The sequence below is a fragment of the Streptococcus oralis genome, from assembly GCF_006175905.1.
In the GTDB taxonomy this organism is placed as follows: domain Bacteria; phylum Bacillota; class Bacilli; order Lactobacillales; family Streptococcaceae; genus Streptococcus; species Streptococcus oralis_BG.
The window spans coordinates 520,001-535,213 of record NZ_SSNB01000001.1 but is presented as its reverse complement, the minus strand read 5'-3'; the positions used below and the strand labels follow the sequence as shown (position 1 = coordinate 535,213).

Genomic DNA, 15,213 nt, shown 5'->3' with positions numbered 1-15,213 from the left:
TGTCTATGAAATCGGAATTGCGCAAGCAAGTCTTGCAAGAAATGAAGTCTATCCCTCAGAAGCAAAAAATGGCTATGGATCAAGCCTTAACAGAACGATTTTTGAATCATCCTTTTTACAAAGAAGCCAAGGTCATCGCAACCTACCTTTCTTTTCCGCATGAGTTTCAAACGCAGGGACTAATCGACCAAGCGCTGAAGGACGGCAAAAAGGTTCTGATACCTAAAACCTATCCCAAGGGTCGCATGGAGTTTGTGGTCTACAATCCACAGCAGTTAAAAAAAACTTCCTTTGGTTTACTGGAGCCCCAAGGGGACTTGGAAGTGGTGGATACCTCCCGGATTGACTTGATTCATGTTCCGGGCTTGGCTTTTACGACAGAGGGTTATCGGATTGGATATGGCGGAGGCTATTACGACCGCTATCTGGAGAATTTTGCTGGTCAGACCATGAGTACAATCTATCCTTGTCAAATCCAGAATTTCAACTCGGAAGACCATGATATTCCCGTTCAGGAGGTGCTAATCTATGAAGGAAATCTTTGATAAACGTTACCCTGTTACTAGTTTTTTCCTCCTAGTAACAGGTTTGGTATTTCTCTTGATGCTGATTACTACAGGCATCAACTTTGATCGGGTAAAAACTCTTTTTCAGTTTGGAGCTATGTATGGACCGATCATTCGCCTGTTCCCAGAGCAGATGTGGCGCCTTTTTTCGGCTATATTTGTGCACATAGGCTGGGAGCATTTCATTGTCAATATGCTTTCGCTCTACTTTCTTGGACGACAGGTGGAGGAGATTTTCGGCACTAAGCAGTTCTTTTTTCTCTATCTCTTATCAGGAATGATGGGCAATCTCTTTGTGTTTGCTTTTACACCGAAAGTCTTAGCAGCAGGAGCGTCCACCTCCCTCTATGGACTATTTGCTGCGATTATCGTCTTGCGCTACGCAACTCGCAGCCCCTATATCCAGCAGTTAGGGCAATCCTACCTGACGCTTTTTGTGATAAATATCATCGGAAGTATTCTGATTCCAGGAATCAGCCTAGCAGGGCATATTGGCGGCGCAGTAGGTGGGGCCTTTCTAGCAGTCATCTTTCCAGTCAAATGGGAAAAAAGGATGTATAGTACCAGCCAGCGAATCGGAGCAACTCTACTTTTTATCGCACTAGCCGTTTTCCTTTTCTACAAAGGAATGAGCTATGTGTAGGGGGGATAGTTAAATGAAAGCACCGATTCGGTTGCTAATAAGTCATCTGCAAAGATGGCTTTTTTTATTGCAAGCTTCAACAAAAAAACAAAGCCCTTATTTAAGAGCTTTGTTTTTCTTCTATTCCCCCTCAGCTAACTCTTTCCCAAGTTGGATGAGGTAGTCTTTCAAGTCGTCTTTAACTTGTGGGTGTTTGAGAGCGTAGTCAATGGATGTTTTCATAAAGCCAAACTTGTCCCCGACATCGTAACGAGCCCCCTTGAACTCACGAGCAAACACACGTTGTGTTTTATTGAGGGTATCGATTGCATCTGTCAGCTGAATTTCATTTCCTGCACCTGGAGCTTGGTTTTCGAGGATTTGGAAAATTTCAGGAGTGAGGAGGTAGCGTCCGATGATAGCAAGGTCGCTAGGAGCATCCTCTGGCGCAGGTTTTTCAACGAAGGTTTCAACGCTATAAAGGCCGTCTTTTCCTTCGCCTTGTGGAGCAATAACCCCGTAAGCAGAGACTTCGTCGTGAGGGACTGGCATAACAGCGATAGTAGACGCGTGGGTACGCTCGTAGTCATCCATGAGTTGTTTGGTAAGTGGAACAGCCTTTTCGTTCGTGATATCCATCAAGTCATCACCAAGCATAACGACAAAAGGTTCATTTCCGACGAAAGCTTTGGCTTGCAAGACAGCATCTCCGAGACCACGTGGATGTGTTTGACGGATAAAATGCAGGCGCATGCCAGTTGTTTCATCAACTAGCTTCAGAAGATCTGTTTTCCCTTTTTCTTTGAGGTTGTATTCCAATTCGAAGTTTGAGTCGAAGTGGTCCTCGATGGAACGTTTTGACTTACCCGTAACAACCAAGATATCTTCGATACCAGATTTGAGAGCTTCTTCAACGATAAACTGGATAGTGGGCTTGTCTACGATTGGCAACATTTCCTTGGCCAAGGCCTTAGTTGCTGGGAGGAAACGAGTTCCCAATCCAGCGGCAGGGATGACTGCTTTTCTGACTTTTTGTTTCATGATGTTCCTTTCTATAAGGGTCTATGACCATTCGTTTTCTGCTTTAAATTCATTGCTCATGATGTCAGTGATTGCTTCTTTGATATTGACACCTTCGTAGATCACTCGGTAAATAGCCTGTGTGATTGGCATGTAGACCCCCAATTCCTGAGCTAGTTCGTAAGCTGCTCGAGTTGTTGAGATTCCTTCGATGACCATGCCCATATTAGCTTCGATGTCTGCGAGGGATTCTCCACGACCGAGAGCATCACCTGCCCTCCAGTTACGAGAGTGGACAGATGTCCCCGTTACAATCAAATCTCCAACTCCAGAAAGACCGCTATAAGTCAGAGGATTAGCTCCCAGAGCGACCCCTAGACGGGTGATTTCAGCCAAGCCACGGGCAATGATAGCCGCCTTGGCATTGTCGCCAAATCCTAGTCCATGTAGTGCCCCAGCGCCAACTGCGATGATGTTTTTGAGAGCACCAGCGGTTTCAACCCCGATAACATCCGTATTAGTATAGAGACGGAAGTAGTGATTGCTAAAGAGGTTTTGAACGTACTGAGCCGTTTCAAGGTCTTTAGAGGCTGCAGTGATCAAGGTAATATCCCGCACAATCGTTTCCTCAGCGTGGCTAGGTCCTGAAACAACGACGACTTCACTACGGAGATCGACTGGAATTTCCTCTTCAAGAATAGTTGATAGACGTTTGTGGCTATCTGGTTCCAATCCTTTGGAGGCATGCATGATGACAACCTTGTGATCAAGCACCTTTGCTACTTGTTGGGCAACCAGTCTCGTTACTTTTGTTGGGACCACAAATAAAACAGCATCCACATCCTTTAGTGTTTCTTCCAAGTCATGATAGGCTTTGATTTTTTCGTCGAGTAGGATATCTTTGAAGTAGCGTTTGTTTGTATGTTGGTTATTGATTTCATCAATTTGGTCAGAAATATTTCCCCAAATTCGAACCTCGTGTCCATTGTCGTTTAGGACCTGCGAAAGGGCAGTTCCCCAAGAACCAGGACCCAAGACAGCGATGGTTTGTTTCTTCATCTTTTCCTCCTTGTAAGAGTTCTTCCTTTCATTTTACCATAAAAAGCCTTTTCATGCATCACCTGTAGATGAAAGCGCACTAATTTATAATAAGGAGACTTCTTTGACAAGATGCCTCTTTTTTGCTAGAATAGCATCAATATGAACGAATGAGAAGGAGCTGACGCAGGATGTCGCTCCCTTTATCTATTTTATTAGGAGGAAATATGCTCATTAAAAAAATAAAAACCTATAAATGGCAGGCCTTGGCATCCTTAATGATGACAGGCTTGATGGTTGCGAGTTCGCTCTTGCAACCGCGCTATTTGCAAGAGGTGTTAGAGGCTTTGCTGGCCGGTCAAAATGAGGCTATTTATAGTATTGGCGCTTGGCTGATAGGAGTAGCCCTAGTCGGTCTGGTTGCAGGTGGGGTCAATGTAACACTTGCAGCCTACATTGCTCAAGGAGTGTCTTCGGACCTTCGTGAAGACGCTTTTCGCAAGATCCAGACTTTTTCTTATGCCAATATCGAGCAATTCAATGCGGGGAACCTTGTCGTCCGTATGACCAATGATATCAACCAAATTCAGAACGTGGTGATGATGGCTTTTCAAATTCTCTTCCGTCTCCCTCTTCTCTTTATCGGTTCCTTTATCTTGGCGGTTCACACTCTTCCGTCACTTTGGTGGGTGATTGTCCTCATGGTGCTCCTAATCTTTGCACTAACTGCTATCATGATGGGAATGATGGGGCCACGATTTGCTAAGTTTCAAACCCTTCTTGAACGGATCAATGCTATCGCCAAGGAAAATCTACGTGGTGTGCGCGTGGTCAAATCCTTTGTACAAGAAAAAGCACAATTTGAAAAATTTACCGACGTTTCTGATGAACTTCTCGGCCAAAATCTTTATATCGGTTATGCCTTCTCAGTTATAGAACCTGTTATGATGCTAGTCGGCTATGGGGCTGTCTTTCTCTCTATCTGGTTGGTGGCCGGAATGGCTCAGTCAAATCCATCTGTTGTGGGCTCTATTGCTTCCTTTATCAACTATCTCAGCCAGATTATCTTTACGATCATCATGGTTGGATTTTTAGGAAATTCTGTCAGTCGTGCCATGATTTCCTTGCGTCGTATCCGCGAAATTCTAGATACCGAGCCAGCGATGACCTTTAAAGATCTCCCAGATGAAGAGTTAGAAGGAAGTCTCTCTTTTGAAAATGTGACCTTTACCTATCCTAATGATGATGAGCCTATGCTGAAGAATGTAACCTTTGATGTTGCGCCTGGTCAGATGGTCGGTGTGGTTGGGGCTACTGGAGCAGGGAAGTCCACTCTAGCTCAGTTAATTCCACGACTTTTTGATCCACAGGAGGGATCTATCAAGATTGGTGGCAAGGATATTCGAGACGTCAGCGAGGGAACCTTGCGTAAAACAGTTTCCATTGTCTTGCAACGTGCTATTCTCTTTAGTGGGACCATTGCAGATAATCTTCGTCAAGGTAAAGGAAATGCCAGCGTGTCAGAAATGGAACGTGCAGCACGGATTGCCCAAGCCAGTGAATTTATCGGACGCATGGAAAACAAATTTGAGAGTCAGGTCGAAGAACGTGGCACCAATTTTTCTGGTGGACAAAAGCAACGGATGTCCATTGCCCGTGGGATTGTCAGCAATCCCCGTATCCTGATTTTTGACGATTCAACTTCAGCCTTGGATGCCAAGTCAGAGAGACTCGTGCAGGAAGCTTTGAACAAAGACCTGAAAGGGACGACAACCATTATCATCGCTCAAAAGATCAGTTCAGTCGTCCATGCAGACAAGATTTTGGTCTTGGATCAAGGGCGTTTGATTGGAGAAGGACGGCATGCAGACTTGGTAGCTAACAATGACGTCTACCGCGAAATCTACGAAACACAAAAGGGGAAGGAGGAATAAAATGAAAACAGTTCGATTTTTCTGGAATTATTTTAAAGTTTACAAGTTCTCCTTTGTCATTGTGATTCTGATGGTTGCGGTGGCGACGATTGCCCAAGCCCTCTTTCCAGTTTTTTCAGGCCAAGCAGTCACGGAGCTCGCTAATTTGGTTCTGGCTTATCAAAATGGGACTTCAGAACTAGTCTGGCAAAGTTTGTCAGCTCTGATGCTGAATCTAGCTCTGGTGGTCCTTGCCTTGGTTGTGTCTAGCTTGATTTACATGACCTTGATGACCCGTGTGATTGCCGAGTCGACAAATGAGATGCGTAAGGGGCTTTTTGGCAAACTTTCCCGTTTGACGGTTTCTTTCTTTGACCGCCATCAGGATGGTGATATCCTTTCTCGCTTCACTAGTGACTTGGATAACATCCTTCAAGCCTTCAATGAAAGTCTAGTTCAGGTTATGAGCAATATTGCTCTTTACATCGGTTTGATTTTTGTCATGTTTTCAAGAAATGTGACGCTAGCTCTGATAACAGTAGCCAGCACCCCGGTGGCCTTTCTCATGTTGGTCTTCATCGTGAAAATGGCCCGCAAGTACACCAATCTCCAGCAAAAAGAGGTTGGGAAACTCAACGCCTACATGGACGAAAGTATTTCAGGTCAGAAAGCTGTTATCGTACAAGGGATTCAAGACGACATCGTAGCAGGCTTTGTGGAGCAAAATGAGCGCGTGCGCAAGGCAACTTTTAAAGGGAGAATGTTCTCAGGTATCCTCTTTCCAGTTATGAATGGGATGAGCTTGGTCAATACGGCCATTGTCATTTTTGCAGGTTCGGCTGTCCTACTGAATGACCCGAGCATCGAAACAACGACAGCCCTAGGTTTGATTGTCATGTTTACCCAATTTTCTCAGCAGTACTACCAGCCGATTATCCAGGTGGCTGCGAGTTGGGGGAGTCTCCAGTTGGCCTTTACTGGGGCAGATCGTATCCAAGAAATGTTCGATGCAGAAGAAGAGATCCGTCCGCAAAATGCGTCTGCCTTTACGGAATTGCGAGAAGGTGTTGAAATCAGCCATATTGATTTCTCCTATGTGCCAGACAAGCCGATTTTAAAAGATGTCAGTATTTCAGCTCCTAAGGGGCAGATGATAGCAGTTGTCGGTCCGACTGGTTCAGGGAAAACGACCATCATGAACCTCATCAATCGTTTCTACGATGTGGATGCAGGTAGCATTTCCTTTGATGGCAAAGACATCCGTGACTACGACTTGGACAGCCTGCGAAGCAAGGTTGGTATTGTCTTGCAGGATTCGGTCTTGTTTAGTGGAACGATTCGGGATAATATCCGCTTCGGTGTGCCAGATGCGAGTCAGGAAATGGTCGAAGCAGCTGCCAAGGCAACTCATATTCATGACTACATCGAAAGCTTGCCTGACAAGTATGATACCATTATTGATGATGAACAAAATATCTTCTCAACTGGTCAAAAACAATTGATTTCCATTGCTCGAACCCTGATGACTGATCCTCAAGTCTTAATCCTAGATGAAGCGACTTCTAATGTGGATACCGTAACAGAAAGCAAGATTCAACATGCCATGGAGGCAGTTGTAGCAGGACGAACCAGTTTTGTCATTGCCCATCGTCTCAAGACCATCCTCAATGCCGATCAGATTATTGTCCTCAAAGATGGAGAGGTTATTGAACGTGGAAATCATCACGAGTTGCTCAAACTCGGCGGCTTCTACTCAGAACTGTATCACAATCAATTTGTCTTCGAATAAAAAAGAAGTTGTCCTCATTGGGCAGCTTTTTCTTATCCATAAAAAATACTTATCACGGTCTTTAAAAAAACATATTAGACAGGAAAGGATTGGAGTGATAAGATAAGACTGTCGCAAGAAAATCGAAAGGAGCCCCATCATGGCTAGAACGGTTGTAGGAGTTGCTGCAAATCTATGTCCTGTAGATGCAGAAGGGAAAAATATTCACTCATCTGTATCCTGTAAATTTGCAGAGAGCATTCGTCAAGTCGGTGGTCTTCCTTTAGTAATTCCTGTAGGGGATGAGTCCATTGTTCGCGATTATGTGGAAATGATTGACAAACTCATCTTGACAGGCGGGCAAAATGTCCACCCTCAGTTTTATGGGGAGAAAAAAACCATCGAGAGCGACGATTACAACCTAGTGCGAGATGAGTTTGAGCTGGCCCTCTTGAAGGAAGCGCTTCGTCAGAATAAACCAATTATGGCAATCTGCCGTGGTGTTCAGCTGGTCAATGTTGCTTTTGGAGGTACTCTCCACCAAGAAATTGAGGGGCATTGGCAAGGTTTGCCTTTTGGAACATCTCATTCTATTGAGACAGTAGAAGGAAGCGTGGTGGCTAAGTTATTTGGCAAAGAAAGCCAAGTCAACTCAGTCCATCGACAAAGTATCAAAGACCTAGCTCCTAATTTTCGTGTGACGGCTGTAGATCCTCGCGATCAGACGGTGGAAGCGATTGAGTCTATTGATGAGCATCGTATCATTGGTTTGCAGTGGCATCCAGAGTTTCTGGTCAATGAAGAAGACGGCAATTTAGAACTATTTGAGTATCTATTAAATGAATTGTAACGGTTAGAATACCTAGCCGTTTTTATTCGTTCTTTCAGATTTTTTGTATTTTAGCGTTTTTACGCAAACGTTTGAATTCTGATAAAAATTGGGCAAATTCAATAAAAAAACTTGAAAAAATCGAAGGTAAGCGTTATGATAGAAAAGAAGAAATAATGGAGGATTATCATGTCACATATTAAATTTGATTATTCAAAAGTTTTAGATAAATTTGTAGCGCCACATGAAGTGGAATACATGCAAGCACAAGTAACTGCAGCAGACGAATTGATCCGTAAAGGAACTGGTGCTGGTAGCGACTTTTTGGGATGGTTGGACCTTCCTGAGAACTATGATCGCGAAGAATTTGCCCGCATCTTGAAGGCTGCTGAGCAAATCAAATCAGACAGCGATGTTTTGGTTGTGATTGGTATCGGTGGATCTTACCTTGGTGCTAAAGCAGCAATCGACTTCTTGAACCACCACTTTGCTAACTTGCAAACAAAAGAAGAACGCAAAGCTCCACAAATCCTTTACGCTGGAAACTCAATCTCATCTACTTACCTTGCTGACTTGGTAGAGTACGTAGCTGACAAAGACTTCTCAGTAAACGTGATTTCTAAATCAGGTACAACAACAGAACCAGCGATTGCTTTCCGTGTCTTCAAAGAACTCTTGGTTAAGAAATACGGTCAAGAAGAAGCCAACAAACGTATCTATGCCACAACTGACCGCCAAAAAGGTGCTGTTAAGGTTGAAGCAGATGCCAACGGTTGGGAAACATTCGTGGTTCCAGATGACATCGGTGGACGCTTTTCAGTATTGACAGCAGTTGGATTGCTTCCAATCGCTGCATCAGGTGCAGATATCAAAGCCCTTATGGAAGGTGCCAACGCAGCTCGTAAGGATTATACTTCAGACAAGATTGCTGAAAATGAAGCTTACCAATACGCAGCCGTTCGTAACATCCTTTACCGTAAAGGCTACGCTACTGAAATCTTGGTAAACTACGAGCCATCACTTCAGTACTTTTCAGAATGGTGGAAACAATTGGCTGGTGAGTCAGAAGGGAAAGACCAAAAAGGGATCTACCCAACTTCAGCTAACTTCTCAACTGACTTGCACTCATTGGGTCAATTTATCCAAGAGGGAACTCGTATCATGTTTGAAACAGTTGTCCGTGTTGACAAACCACGTAAGAACGTGATCATTCCTACTTTGGAAGAAGACCTTGATGGACTTGGTTACCTTCAAGGAAAAGACGTTGACTTTGTAAACAAAAAAGCAACTGACGGTGTTCTTCTTGCCCACACTGACGGTGATGTGCCAAACATGTACGTAACTCTCCCAGAGCAAGACGCTTTCACTCTTGGTTACACTATCTACTTCTTCGAATTGGCAATTGCCCTTTCAGGTTACTTGAATGCCATCAACCCATTTGACCAACCAGGTGTTGAAGCCTACAAACGCAACATGTTTGCCCTTCTTGGAAAACCAGGATTTGAAGAATTGAGCAAAGAACTTAACGCACGTCTATAATAGAAGAAAAGAGTGGCTTGTCCACTCTTTTTACTCTCTTTATTCGTAGACATTGGACTCAGGCGAGACTTGTGATATAATATAGAAAGCAAAAAGGCAGACGCCTAGAGACTTTATAGGAGAAACTATGTCAAAAGATATCCGCGTACGCTACGCACCAAGTCCAACAGGACTACTACACATCGGAAATGCCCGTACAGCATTATTCAACTACCTCTACGCACGCCATCATGGTGGAACTTTTATCATCCGTATCGAAGATACTGACCGCAAACGTCATGTCGAAGACGGAGAACGTTCACAGCTTGAAAACCTTCGTTGGTTAGGCATGGACTGGGATGAAAGCCCAGAAACACATGAAAACTACCGTCAGTCTGAGCGTTTGGATTTGTATCAAAAATACATCGACCAATTGCTAGCTGAAGGCAAGGCCTACAAATCATACGTTACAGAAGAAGAGTTGGCAGCAGAACGCGAACGTCAAGAAGCAGCTGGTGAAACACCTCGTTACATCAACGAATACCTTGGTATGAGCGAAGAAGAAAAAGCAGCTTACATTGCAGAACGTGAAGCAGCAGGCATCATCCCGACTGTTCGTTTGGCAGTTAATGAGTCTGGTATCTACAAGTGGCACGATATGGTCAAAGGCGATATCGAGTTTGAAGGTGGCAATATCGGTGGTGACTGGGTAATCCAAAAGAAAGATGGTTACCCAACTTACAACTTTGCCGTTGTGATCGATGACCACGATATGCAAATCTCTCACGTCATTCGTGGAGATGACCACATTGCCAATACACCAAAACAACTCATGGTTTATGAAGCACTGGGTTGGGAAGCACCTGAGTTTGGTCACATGACTCTAATCATCAACTCTGAAACGGGTAAAAAATTGTCTAAACGCGACACCAACACCCTTCAGTTTATTGAAGACTACCGTAAGAAAGGATACCTTCCAGAAGCAGTTTTTAACTTTATCGCCCTTCTTGGTTGGAATCCAGGTGGCGAAGATGAAATTTTCTCTCGTGAGGAATTGATAAAACTCTTTGATGAAAATCGTCTCAGCAAGTCACCAGCTGCCTTTGATCAGAAGAAACTAGACTGGATGAGCAACGACTACATCAAGAGAGCTGATCTTGCGACAATCTTTGAAATGGCTAAACCTTACTTAGAAGAAGCAGGGCGTTTGACTGACAAGTCTGAAAAAATGGTAGAACTCTACAAACCACAAATGAAGTCAGTGGATGAAATCGTTCCATTGACAGATCTTTTCTTTTCAGATTTCCCAGAGTTGACAGACGCTGAGCGCGAGGTCATGGCAGGAGAAACCGTTCCTGTTGTTCTAGAAGCCTTCAAAGCGAAACTAGAAGCAATGACCGATGAGGAATTTGTGACAGAAAACATCTTCCCACAAATCAAAGCAGTTCAAAAAGAAACAGGTATCAAAGGGAAAAACCTCTTCATGCCGATTCGTATCGCTGTTTCAGGTGAAATGCATGGACCAGAACTTCCAGATACGATTTACCTATTAGGTCGTGAGAAATCTATCCAGCATATCGATAATATGCTCAAAGAGATTTCTAAATAAAAGGACTTCCGATGGATACATGGGAAAAGATGTATAAAGAAGCACGAACCTTATTCAATCCCCATGAAGTTTCTGACTTTGTTTATGCTAACCATGTTGTTGCTGCGGTAGAAGCAGAAGATGGTCAGATCTTCACAGGATTTTGTATGGAGGGCACTTGTGGCGTTTTTCATCTCTGTGCAGAACGAGCAGCTCTCTTCAATATGTATCAATTTTCAGGACAAACTAAAGTTAAGAAAATCCTCGCCTTTCGAGACAAACCTCCCTACGGCGAAGGATCAGGTATGCCCTGTGGCGCTTGCAGAGAATTTCTCTTAGAATTGAATGCTGAGAATAAAGAAGCAGAGTTCATGATGAACTACGAAACAAGAAAAACAATCAAAGTTGCCGAATTGATCCCTTACTGGTGGGGAGAGGAACGCGCGACTAATTGGCAAGATAAATAGAGGGAGTCAGTTTAACTGGCTCTTTCCCTAATCTTTTCAGAATTTCGGTAAAGAGGAAAAAAGTTCTTGACAAAGGTAAAAAAGTAGGTATAATAGAAAGAGTTGAAAAGCTCAAGGTCCGTTGGTCAAGGGGTTAAGACACCGCCTTTTCACGGCGGTAACACGGGTTCGAATCCCGTACGGACTATGGTGTATTGCGGTTAAAAAAACTTGAAAAAAGTTTAAAAAATCTGTTGACAGAGGCAGGTAGCTGTGATATACTAATATAGTTGTCGCTCGAGAGCAATTGAGTGACAAAGACCTTTGAAAACTGAACAAGACGAACCAATGTGCAGGGCACTATAACTGAGGTTATAGTACTGAACAATGAAAAAACAATAAATCTGTCAGTGACAGAAATGAGTGAGAACTCAAACTTTTAATGAGAGTTTGATCCTGGCTCAGGACGAACGCTGGCGGCGTGCCTAATACATGCAAGTAGAACGCTGAAGGAGGAGCTTGCTCTTCTGGATGAGTTGCGAACGGGTGAGTAACGCGTAGGTAACCTGCCTGGTAGCGGGGGATAACTATTGGAAACGATAGCTAATACCGCATAAGAGTAGATGTTGCATGACATTTGCTTAAAAGGTGCAATTGCATCACTACCAGATGGACCTGCGTTGTATTAGCTAGTTGGTGAGGTAACGGCTCACCAAGGCAACGATACATAGCCGACCTGAGAGGGTGATCGGCCACACTGGGACTGAGACACGGCCCAGACTCCTACGGGAGGCAGCAGTAGGGAATCTTCGGCAATGGACGGAAGTCTGACCGAGCAACGCCGCGTGAGTGAAGAAGGTTTTCGGATCGTAAAGCTCTGTTGTAAGAGAAGAACGAGTGTGAGAGTGGAAAGTTCACACTGTGACGGTATCTTACCAGAAAGGGACGGCTAACTACGTGCCAGCAGCCGCGGTAATACGTAGGTCCCGAGCGTTGTCCGGATTTATTGGGCGTAAAGCGAGCGCAGGCGGTTAGATAAGTCTGAAGTTAAAGGCTGTGGCTTAACCATAGTACGCTTTGGAAACTGTTTAACTTGAGTGCAAGAGGGGAGAGTGGAATTCCATGTGTAGCGGTGAAATGCGTAGATATATGGAGGAACACCGGTGGCGAAAGCGGCTCTCTGGCTTGTAACTGACGCTGAGGCTCGAAAGCGTGGGGAGCAAACAGGATTAGATACCCTGGTAGTCCACGCCGTAAACGATGAGTGCTAGGTGTTAGACCCTTTCCGGGGTTTAGTGCCGCAGCTAACGCATTAAGCACTCCGCCTGGGGAGTACGACCGCAAGGTTGAAACTCAAAGGAATTGACGGGGGCCCGCACAAGCGGTGGAGCATGTGGTTTAATTCGAAGCAACGCGAAGAACCTTACCAGGTCTTGACATCCCTCTGACCGCTCTAGAGATAGAGTTTTCCTTCGGGACAGAGGTGACAGGTGGTGCATGGTTGTCGTCAGCTCGTGTCGTGAGATGTTGGGTTAAGTCCCGCAACGAGCGCAACCCCTATTGTTAGTTGCCATCATTCAGTTGGGCACTCTAGCGAGACTGCCGGTAATAAACCGGAGGAAGGTGGGGATGACGTCAAATCATCATGCCCCTTATGACCTGGGCTACACACGTGCTACAATGGCTGGTACAACGAGTCGCAAGCCGGTGACGGCAAGCTAATCTCTTAAAGCCAGTCTCAGTTCGGATTGTAGGCTGCAACTCGCCTACATGAAGTCGGAATCGCTAGTAATCGCGGATCAGCACGCCGCGGTGAATACGTTCCCGGGCCTTGTACACACCGCCCGTCACACCACGAGAGTTTGTAACACCCGAAGTCGGTGAGGTAACCTTTTAGGAGCCAGCCGCCTAAGGTGGGATAGATGATTGGGGTGAAGTCGTAACAAGGTAGCCGTATCGGAAGGTGCGGCTGGATCACCTCCTTTCTAAGGATAAGGAACTGCACATTGGTCTTGTTTAGTCTTGAGAGGTCTTGTGGGGCCTTAGCTCAGCTGGGAGAGCGCCTGCTTTGCACGCAGGAGGTCAGCGGTTCGATCCCGCTAGGCTCCATTGGTGAGAGATCACCAAGTAATGCACATTGAAAATTGAATATCTATATCAAATAGTAACAAGAAAATAAACCGAAACGCTGTAGTATTAAAAGAGTTTATGACTGAAAGGTCAAAAAATAAGGTTAAGTTAATAAGGGCGCACGGTGGATGCCTTGGCACTAGGAGCCGAAGAAGGACGTGACAAACGACGATATGCCTTGGGTAGCTGTAAGTAAGCGATGATCCAGGGATTTCCGAATGGGGGAACCCAACAGGTACTACCTGTTACCCATATCTGTTAAGGATATGAGGAGGAAGACGCAGTGAACTGAAACATCTAAGTAGCTGCAGGAAGAGAAAGCAAAAGCGATTGCCTTAGTAGCGGCGAGCGAAACGGCAGGAGGGCAAACCGAAGAGTTTACTCTTCGGGGTTGTAGGACTGCAATGTGGACTCAAAGATTATAGAAGAATGATTTGGGAAGATCAGCCAAAGAGAGTAATAGCCTCGTATTTAAAATAGTCTTTGTACCTAGCAGTATCCTGAGTACGGCGGGACACGAGAAATCCCGTCGGAATCTGGGAGGACCATCTCCCAACCCTAAATACTCCCTAGTGACCGATAGTGAACCAGTACCGTGAGGGAAAGGTGAAAAGCACCCCGGGAGGGGAGTGAAATAGAACCTGAAACCGTGTGCCTACAACAAGTTCGAGCCCGTTAATGGGTGAGAGCGTGCCTTTTGTAGAATGAACCGGCGAGTTACGATATGATGCGAGGTTAAGTTGAAGAGACGGAGCCGCAGGGAAACCGAGTCTGAATAGGGCGCATTAGTATCATGTCGTAGACCCGAAACCATGTGACCTACCCATGAGCAGGTTGAAGGTGCGGTAAGACGCACTGGAGGACCGAACCAGGGCACGTTGAAAAGTGCTTGGATGACTTGTGGGTAGCGGAGAAATTCCAAACGAACTTGGAGATAGCTGGTTCTCTCCGAAATAGCTTTAGGGCTAGCGTCGACATAAAGATTCTTGGAGGTAGAGCACTGTTTGGGTGAGGGGTCCATCCCGGATTACCAATCTCAGATAAACTCCGAATGCCAATGAATTATGGTCGGCAGTCAGACTGCGAGTGCTAAGATCCGTAGTCGAAAGGGAAACAGCCCAGACCACCAGCTAAGGTCCCAAAATAATTGTTAAGTGGAAAAGGATGTGGGGTTGCACAGACAACTAGGATGTTAGCTTAGAAGCAGCTATTCATTCAAAGAGTGCGTAATAGCTCACTAGTCGAGTGACCCTGCGCCGAAAATGTACCGGGGCTAAAACAATTTACCGAAGCTGTGGATACCTTTATAGGTATGGTAGGAGAGCGTTCTATGTGTGAAGAAGGTATACCGTGAGGAGTGCTGGAACGCATAGAAGTGAGAATGCCGGTATGAGTAGCGAAAGACAGGTGAGAATCCTGTCCACCGTAAGACTAAGGTTTCCAGGGGAAGGCTCGTCCGCCCTGGGTTAGTCGGGACCTAAGGAGAGACCGAAAGGTGTATCCGATGGACAACAGGTTGATATTCCTGTACTAGAGTATGTAGTGATGGAGGGACGCAGTAGGCTAACTAAAGCAGACGAATGGAAGTGTCTGTCTAAGCAGTGAGGTGTGATATGAGTCAAATGCTTATATCTATAACATTGAGCTGTGATGGGGAGCGAAGTTTAGTAGCGAAGTTAGTGACGTCACACTGCCAAGAAAAGCTTCTAGCGTTTAAACATACTCTACCCGTACCGCAAACCGACACAGGTAGTCGAGGCGAGTAGCCTCAGGTG

Annotated in this window: 10 protein-coding genes, 2 tRNA genes and 2 rRNA genes (1 of these 14 running past the window's edge); 12 read left to right on the top strand and 2 right to left on the bottom strand. The window is 45.1% G+C overall.

What is annotated here, in order from left to right:
- Positions 1–5: 5 nt before the first annotated feature.
- A complete protein-coding gene (locus tag E7Y33_RS02650; protein ID WP_139689562.1) occupies positions 6–545 on the top strand; it encodes a 5-formyltetrahydrofolate cyclo-ligase in 540 nt (179 codons plus the stop codon).
- Positions 529–1,209, top strand: coding sequence for a rhomboid family intramembrane serine protease (locus E7Y33_RS02645; RefSeq protein ID WP_139689561.1), 681 nt, complete (start codon positions 529–531; stop codon positions 1,207–1,209). The genes E7Y33_RS02650 and E7Y33_RS02645 overlap by 17 nt, the downstream gene beginning before the upstream one ends.
- Before the next feature lie 120 nt (positions 1,210–1,329).
- Here E7Y33_RS02645 and galU read toward each other — a convergent pair whose 3' ends face one another.
- A complete protein-coding gene (galU, locus tag E7Y33_RS02640; protein WP_000811028.1) occupies positions 1,330–2,229 on the bottom strand; it encodes a UTP--glucose-1-phosphate uridylyltransferase GalU in 900 nt (299 codons plus the stop codon).
- 21 nt (positions 2,230–2,250) lie between these two features.
- Entirely contained in the window at positions 2,251–3,267 is a 1,017-nt protein-coding gene (locus tag E7Y33_RS02635) for an NAD(P)H-dependent glycerol-3-phosphate dehydrogenase (RefSeq protein ID WP_033585444.1), read from the bottom strand.
- A gap of 206 nt (positions 3,268–3,473) precedes the next feature.
- Here E7Y33_RS02635 and E7Y33_RS02630 point away from each other — a divergent pair, with 206 nt between their 5' ends.
- The 10 genes from E7Y33_RS02630 to E7Y33_RS02580 form a co-directional block, all read left to right on the top strand.
- Entirely contained in the window at positions 3,474–5,180 is a 1,707-nt protein-coding gene (locus tag E7Y33_RS02630) for an ABC transporter ATP-binding protein (RefSeq protein WP_139689560.1), read from the top strand.
- 1 nt (position 5,181) lies between these two features.
- Positions 5,182–6,948 carry an ABC transporter ATP-binding protein gene (locus E7Y33_RS02625; protein ID WP_139689559.1) on the top strand — a complete coding sequence of 589 codons (1,767 nt, stop codon included), beginning with the start codon at positions 5,182–5,184 and terminating at the stop codon, positions 6,946–6,948.
- 139 nt (positions 6,949–7,087) lie between these two features.
- Positions 7,088–7,777 carry a gamma-glutamyl-gamma-aminobutyrate hydrolase family protein gene (locus E7Y33_RS02620; RefSeq protein ID WP_000124757.1) on the top strand — a complete coding sequence of 230 codons (690 nt, stop codon included), beginning with the start codon at positions 7,088–7,090 and terminating at the stop codon, positions 7,775–7,777.
- 168 nt (positions 7,778–7,945) lie between these two features.
- Positions 7,946–9,295, top strand: a complete 1,350-nt coding sequence (locus tag E7Y33_RS02615) for a glucose-6-phosphate isomerase (RefSeq protein WP_139689558.1) — start codon at positions 7,946–7,948, stop codon at positions 9,293–9,295.
- Between the two features lie 127 nt (positions 9,296–9,422).
- Entirely contained in the window at positions 9,423–10,883 is a 1,461-nt protein-coding gene (gene gltX / locus E7Y33_RS02610) for a glutamate--tRNA ligase (RefSeq protein WP_139689557.1), read from the top strand.
- A gap of 11 nt (positions 10,884–10,894) precedes the next feature.
- Positions 10,895–11,329, top strand: a complete 435-nt coding sequence (locus E7Y33_RS02605) for a cytidine deaminase family protein (protein ID WP_070534821.1) — start codon at positions 10,895–10,897, stop codon at positions 11,327–11,329.
- Positions 11,330–11,444: 115 nt separating this feature from the next.
- A tRNA-Glu gene (locus E7Y33_RS02600) sits at positions 11,445–11,516 on the top strand.
- A gap of 230 nt (positions 11,517–11,746) precedes the next feature.
- Positions 11,747–13,293 (top strand): 16S ribosomal RNA (locus E7Y33_RS02590).
- Positions 13,294–13,344: 51 nt separating this feature from the next.
- Positions 13,345–13,417: transfer RNA gene (locus tag E7Y33_RS02585), tRNA-Ala, on the top strand.
- Between the two features lie 122 nt (positions 13,418–13,539).
- Positions 13,540–15,213, top strand: a 23S ribosomal RNA gene (locus E7Y33_RS02580); it runs 1,229 nt beyond the window's last position.
- Together the 16S and 23S rRNA genes with 2 tRNA genes alongside form the textbook arrangement of a ribosomal RNA operon.

Excerpts from the sequence above, each read along its gene's own strand:
- gltX (WP_139689557.1), top strand. The coding sequence starts at position 9,423 with ATGTCAAAAGATATCCGCGTACGCTACGCACCAAGTCCAACAGGACTA.
- E7Y33_RS02630 (WP_139689560.1), top strand. The coding sequence starts at position 3,474 with ATGCTCATTAAAAAAATAAAAACCTATAAATGGCAGGCCTTGGCATCC.
- E7Y33_RS02615 (WP_139689558.1), top strand. The coding sequence starts at position 7,946 with ATGTCACATATTAAATTTGATTATTCAAAAGTTTTAGATAAATTTGTA.
- E7Y33_RS02645 (WP_139689561.1), top strand. The coding sequence starts at position 529 with ATGAAGGAAATCTTTGATAAACGTTACCCTGTTACTAGTTTTTTCCTC.
- E7Y33_RS02650 (WP_139689562.1), top strand. The coding sequence starts at position 6 with ATGAAATCGGAATTGCGCAAGCAAGTCTTGCAAGAAATGAAGTCTATC.
- E7Y33_RS02625 (WP_139689559.1), top strand. The coding sequence starts at position 5,182 with ATGAAAACAGTTCGATTTTTCTGGAATTATTTTAAAGTTTACAAGTTC.
- E7Y33_RS02620 (WP_000124757.1), top strand. The coding sequence starts at position 7,088 with ATGGCTAGAACGGTTGTAGGAGTTGCTGCAAATCTATGTCCTGTAGAT.
- E7Y33_RS02605 (WP_070534821.1), top strand. The coding sequence starts at position 10,895 with ATGGATACATGGGAAAAGATGTATAAAGAAGCACGAACCTTATTCAAT.
- E7Y33_RS02635 (WP_033585444.1), bottom strand. The coding sequence starts at position 3,267 with ATGAAGAAACAAACCATCGCTGTCTTGGGTCCTGGTTCTTGGGGAACT.
- galU (WP_000811028.1), bottom strand. The coding sequence starts at position 2,229 with ATGAAACAAAAAGTCAGAAAAGCAGTCATCCCTGCCGCTGGATTGGGA.